Genomic DNA, 5808 nt, shown 5'->3' on the forward strand with positions numbered 1-5808 from the left:
CGCAGGAATGTCATTTTCGCGCACCGTATCAATGACGCGGCGCACCTGCTGCGGAGTGCCTTGGCTGTCGGCGTTGATGGGCCACAGGTAAAGTTCCTGCATCCGGAAATCCCGGGCCAGATAGCTGAATGCCCCTTCGCAAGTGACCAACCAGCGCTGCGCGGCGGGCATCGCGAGGATCCGTTCGCGCAAAGGTGCGATCGTCGCGGTGATTTCGGCCTTATAGGTTTCCGCGTTCGCGCGGTAGGTTTCGGCGTTGTCGGGGTCATGCGCAATAAATGCATCGCGGATGTTGTCGACATAGATCAGCGCGCTTTGCAGGCTCATCCATGCGTGCGGGTTCGGCATGCCGTCATATTCGCCTGACGAAATGCCCATTGGCACGATGCCATCGCTGATCGTCGCGCTTGGCACATCGGACACGTTGCGGAAGAACTGCTCGAACCACAATTCGAGGTTAAGCCCGTTCCATAAAATCAGGTCAGCATGCTGTGCGCGAATGATATCGCGGGGCGTCGGTTGATAGCCGTGGATCTCTGCCCCCGCCTTGGTGATGCTTTCGACGATGGCGGCGTCACCTGCCACATTCTGCGCCATATCGGCAATAACGGTAAAGGTGGTAACAGCCTTGAACCGATCCTCATCCGCCATTGCGACAGTGGACAGGGCCGCAAAAAAAGCTGCTGAAAACAGGCGCGTGATCATCGTCATTCAAGTGTCCCTTCATAAGCGCAGTGTCAATCCAAAAGCTGATTATGCGACTTATTCGCAATTGTACATCAAAATGCGAACTATTCGCAAATTCTCACATAGCTTCGATATTTATCAAGCTTTGCGCATCTATTCGGCAGGCGCAATTGCGCCAATGCTCTCCTCATGCTGCTCGGGCTTGCGCAACACAAGGCGCAGGAGTGGCGGCACGGTCAAAAGCGTCAGGAACGCCGACACCGACAGCCCACCCACAACCACGGCACCCAAGCCACGATAAAGCTCTGATCCCTCACCGGGGAAGATAACCAAAGGCAACATGCCCATGACACTGGTCAGCGTGGACATGAAAATCGGGCGGATGCGGTTGCGCGTCGCCTCTTCGATGGCCGCGACGGGTTCCATCCCCTCTTCGCGCAAATGGAAAAGCGTCTGGTGGACGATCAGGATCGCGTTGTTCACCACAATGCCCACAAGGATCACGAAACCCAAAAGCGTCAGCATATCCATCGGCTGCGTCTGGTAGAGGTTGAGTACGGCCAAACCTCCGACCCCGCCCGCCGCAGCAACGGGCACGGCGATCATGATGACAAGCGGCAGCACAAAGCTTTCAAACAAGACCGCCATGACAAGGAAGACGATGATAAGCGCCACGACCAGATTGATCTGGATGGCCGCCCACGTCTGGCTTAGCTGGTCGGCTGTGCCAGATACGTTCAGGCGGATGTCATCGGGGATACCCTGCTGTTGCAGCACCGCGACGACCTCTGTTTCCAGCAACTCCACCGCTTGTTCCAACGGCAGGTTATCGGCAGGGCGTACTTCAAGTGTGACGGTCCGCAGACGTTCGCGGTGCCTGATCTCGGTCGGGCCCGCGGTCAGGACCACATCGGCCAAGGCTGACACCGGCACGATCTGCCCGGACGGTGTGACGACCGGATAGTTGCCTACATCCTGCGTCCGCACCGCTTGATTGATGGCAGGATCGCCCTTGAGGACCAGATCGACACGCTCAGCACCCACGGTAATCTCTGCCACGCGCAAACCGTCATTGAACGCATCCACTGTTGCCGCCAAACCGGAACTATCCAGTCCGGCATCCGCAAGGCGCAGGCGATCAGGGATCAGGCGCACTTCGGGCGCGCCCAGCTCGAGCCCAGGAATGGGGCGGAACTGGTGGCCTTCGGATCGCGGCAGGAGTGTCGAGACAATGCCGGCGGCACGGCCTGCGACACCCAGGATATCGTCAAGGTCCTGACCGGAAACATTGAGTTCAATCGTCCGCCCCCCGCCAACACCGCGCCCGAAAAGCGACGGCTGGGTCATGAAGCCGAAGGTGCCCGGTTCCGCAAAAATCGGACGGCTGAGTACGGGGATCAAATCGCCTGCGCGCAGGCTATCGACCGCCCCTGCCCCCACAAAGGAATTGCCGGGCGTGGCGACAAAAAAGAAACTGTCAATTGTCGGGATGCCGTCTTCGGTCTCCAGTGCCGGTGCGGCCTCCCATAGCGGTGCGGCGACCTCCTCGATGCGTTGGGCAATGGTCTCGGTCGTTTCAAGGTTATAACCCGGTGGCGGGATGATGAGGCCGAACACAAGGTTCCGGTTGCCCTCGGGCAGATATTCAAGACGTGGCAGGAAGGTCCAACTGGCGACGGCGGCACCGCCCGCAATGAGCGCAACCATGAGGATACCGATACTGCGAAAGCGCACCGTCAAGCGCACATAGGCCATCACCAGATTGCGGAAACCCCGCGCCAGATGGTCCACCCCCCAGATGGCTATGGCCTTTTGATCATCGCGCCGCAGCAAGCGGCTGGACAAGGCAGGGATCACGGTGACGGCAACGACGAGCGATAACAAGACCGACACGGAAATCGCCACCGCGATATCGCGGAACAACTGGCCTGCCTCAAGTTGCATGATCAGGATCGGGACAAAGACCAGAACGGTGGTCAGAGCCGATACAAGGATCGCACCCCAGACCTGCTTGGCCCCCAGATAAGCGGCCTCTCGCCGCGAATAGCCCCTTTCACGCAACCGGTATATGTTTTCGAGCACCACAATCGCCGCGTCCACGATCATGCCGACCGCAAAGGCGATGCCCGCCAGTGAGATCACGTTGAGCGTCCGGCCTGTGGCTGCCATCACGACGAAAGTCGCGACAATAGACACCGGTATCGAAAGCGAGATGATCACCACGGCGCGCGGTGACCGCAGGAACAGCATCAGGATCAGCGCCGCAAGCGCGCCACCGATGTAGATATTCTGCGTCACAAGGTCGATCGCACCCTCGATATAGAGTGTCTCGTCATAGATCTGCTCCATCACCAGACCTTGCGCAGCGACCGGACCGGCCTGCAGATCAGCCAGAACCTGCCTCAGTTCTTCCATCACTGTGATGACGTTCGCACCGGCATCGCGCACCACGTTCAGGGCCAGACCCGGCTCGCCCTTGTAGCGCAGCCGCGCTGTAGATTCCTTATATTCAAACGCCACATCAGCTACGTCGCTGACGCGCACCCGCCCGGTTCCGCCATTTCTGGCATCCGAGCGCAGTACGACATTGCGGATCGCCTCTTCGGTGTTCAGGTTGCTTTCGGTCCGCACCACATAGCGGCGCTTGCCTTCATCGACGTTACCCGCCGAGATTGAAATATTCTCGGCGCGTAAACGCTGCACCACCTCTGGCACGGTCAGGCCAAAGCGGGACAGGCGTTGCGGATCAACGACCACCTGTAATTCGCGGGTCACACCGCCAAAGACATTTACAGCTGCGACGCCGGGGATACGCTCCACCCGGTCCTTGACGATATCTTCCAGAAAATCACCGTAGGTTGGCATTGGCCGGGTATTGCCCTCTGCCGCTGTGATCAGGACCCATGCAATCGGGCTGTCGTCTGCACCGGACGTATTCAGCGTTGGTTCATTAGCCTCAGCCGGATAGCCGCCGACACGATCCAGACGGTTGGACACCAGTAAAAGTGACTGGCTCATATCCGTGCCTATGGCGAATTCCAGCGTAACATCGGCCTGCCCCGTGCGCGAGCGGGATGTCATGATCTCCAGCCCGTCAAGGCCGCGCAGGGTCTCTTCTTGCGGGTTCACGATCTCGCGCTCGATTTCCGACGGTGCCGCACCGGGCCAACTTGTCGAGATGACGACGATGGGTTTTCGCACATCGGGCGCCAGTTGGATCGGGATTTGCGTCAGCGCCAATGCCCCGAACAGCATCGCCATCAGGACAGCGGCAATCACCGCAACGGGGCGTTCGATGGAATAGCGGATGAAATCCATCAGTTCGTCTCCAGCGGACTGGCCGAGATCGCCTGACCGGGGCGCAAACGCTCGTTCCCGCGCACAACGACCAGATCACCGGGTGCAAGCCCGCTGATGACTTCGTAACGGTCGCCCAACGGCACACCCAATGTCACGGGGCGCGGCTGGGCCTGATCCTCAGCGGCCACAAAGACGGTCCAACCGCCCGATGTCTGGACCAGCGCATCTTTCGGCACCGACAGGACCTCGCGCGCCTCCCCAACGGGGATTTCAACCGTCAGGGATTGCCCGACGGCCGCATCACTCAGATCTGACGGATATGTTGCAGCAAAAAGGACGGCACGGGTGCGCGTTGACGGGTCCTCTACGGGCAGAACTGCCCGCAGTTGCAATGCCAACTCCGTTCCGAATTCCGTGCTGGCTGTCACGGTTTGGCCGGGTGTCAAAAACGCGGTATAGCGTGATGGTACATTGGCCTGCACTTCAAACGCGTCCGTGTCCAACAGGCGCACGACTGGCGTACCGGCCTGAATGAAGGCGCCGGGGATGGTGTTCACTTCCAGCACGACACCCGAAAACGGCGCCACGATTTCGCTGCGCTCAAGCTGATACCGTGCCTCGACCAGACGCGACTGGGCGCTTTTTTCACGCGCTTGCGCTTCGACAAACTGTGCTTGGGCCTCGAGGAAATCGGCCTGCGCGTCATCGAACCGGCCTTGGCTGAACGAAGATCCGCCGCGCAACGCCTCGATCCGGGCAAGCGATGTGCGCGCGCGGTCGACGCGCGCACGCGCCGTTTCGATCCCGGCTTCCGCTTCGGCCAGTTGGGCCTCGGATTGTGCAACCTGGATCGTCAACAGATCATCGTTGAGTTCAACAAGCAAATCACCGGATTGCACGCGCGATCCGGCCAGAACGACGACTGTTTCGACATTTCCCGCGACCCGTCCGGCGACATTGCCATCGCGCGCCGTCGTCACTTCGGCAAAGACCGGCACCGTTTCAGCAAGAGTTCGCATCTCTACCGCCTGTACGCTGACCGCGGCTGCACGGGTTTGTGCGTGGATCGGGACGGTTATGCAGGTCAGGATAACCGCGAGAAATCCGATAAAGCGCATAGTCCTACTCCGTCATGGCCTGCGGTTAAGATAGCGTAGCGGCAGCTAAGTCAACGGCATCACGGATAGGGATGCCGAAAGCTGTCTTTTGCAACGGCGATCACTGTCCCGTATATCCGGCGTTTCAATGCGTCTGCCCTGATTGGTCAGGTCGAGGGCTGTCAGGGTAAGGCGTAAAGCCAGAGCCAGACGGTGAATATAGACAAGCCAGTCCCCATCAGCACCGAAGAGGCCGCAACCCTGCGCGCCTTGCCGTACATGTTGGCAAAAACATAGGCGTTGATCCCCGGAGCCATGGCAGCGGTCATGATCGCTGATCGCAGGGCGGCATCCGAAAGGTCATTAGCCTGCGCCAGCCCCCAGACGATCACCGGATGAAGCCCCAGCGAAATGGCGACGACAAAAAGGATTGTGCGCATATCGCCCTCAGGCCGGTACCTGTACAGCACACCACCCAGACCAAAAAGAGCCGCAGGCAAGGCGGCGCGGATCATCAGATCAACGGCGTCCGTAAATACGGCCGGTAACGGAATGCCCCCGAGGTTCACGATGAAACCCAAGGTGATCCCGATGATCAGCGCATTGTTGAACATTGCCTTGAGCACCTTGCCCGGCAAAGCGGCAAGGTGCTCAAGGCAATGTTCAACAATGCGCTGATCATCGGGATCACCTTGGGTTTCATCGTGAACCTCGGGGGCATTCC

The 5808-nt window shown here is 59.5% G+C and carries 4 protein-coding genes; all 4 read right to left on the reverse strand.

Annotated features, from left to right (window positions below):
- The coding region (locus R6T97_RS10495) for a metal ABC transporter solute-binding protein, Zn/Mn family (protein ID WP_410349248.1) at window positions 1-705 on the reverse strand (705 nt) is incomplete at its 3' end.
- 135 nt (window positions 706-840) lie between these two features.
- On the reverse strand, window positions 841-4005 hold the full coding sequence (locus R6T97_RS10500) for an efflux RND transporter permease subunit (RefSeq protein WP_410349245.1): 3165 nt from the start codon (window positions 4003-4005) through the stop codon (window positions 841-843).
- Entirely contained in the window at window positions 4005-5105 is a 1101-nt protein-coding gene (locus R6T97_RS10505; RefSeq protein ID WP_410349246.1) for an efflux RND transporter periplasmic adaptor subunit, read from the reverse strand. The genes R6T97_RS10500 and R6T97_RS10505 overlap by 1 nt, the downstream gene beginning before the upstream one ends.
- Before the next feature lie 161 nt (window positions 5106-5266).
- Window positions 5267-5808, reverse strand: a 542-nt coding sequence (locus R6T97_RS10510) for an AEC family transporter (RefSeq protein WP_410349247.1), incomplete at its 5' end; no start/stop codon positions are given.

Origin of the sequence: Yoonia sp., assembly GCF_046498525.1 — a bacterium.
GTDB lineage: Bacteria > Pseudomonadota > Alphaproteobacteria > Rhodobacterales > Rhodobacteraceae > Yoonia.

What these genes read in the sequence shown, in the direction of transcription:
- R6T97_RS10500 (WP_410349245.1), bottom strand. Translation starts at nt 4,005, where the DNA reads ATGGATTTCATCCGCTATTCCATCGAACGCCCCGTTGCGGTGATTGCC.
- R6T97_RS10505 (WP_410349246.1), bottom strand. Translation starts at nt 5,105, where the DNA reads ATGCGCTTTATCGGATTTCTCGCGGTTATCCTGACCTGCATAACCGTC.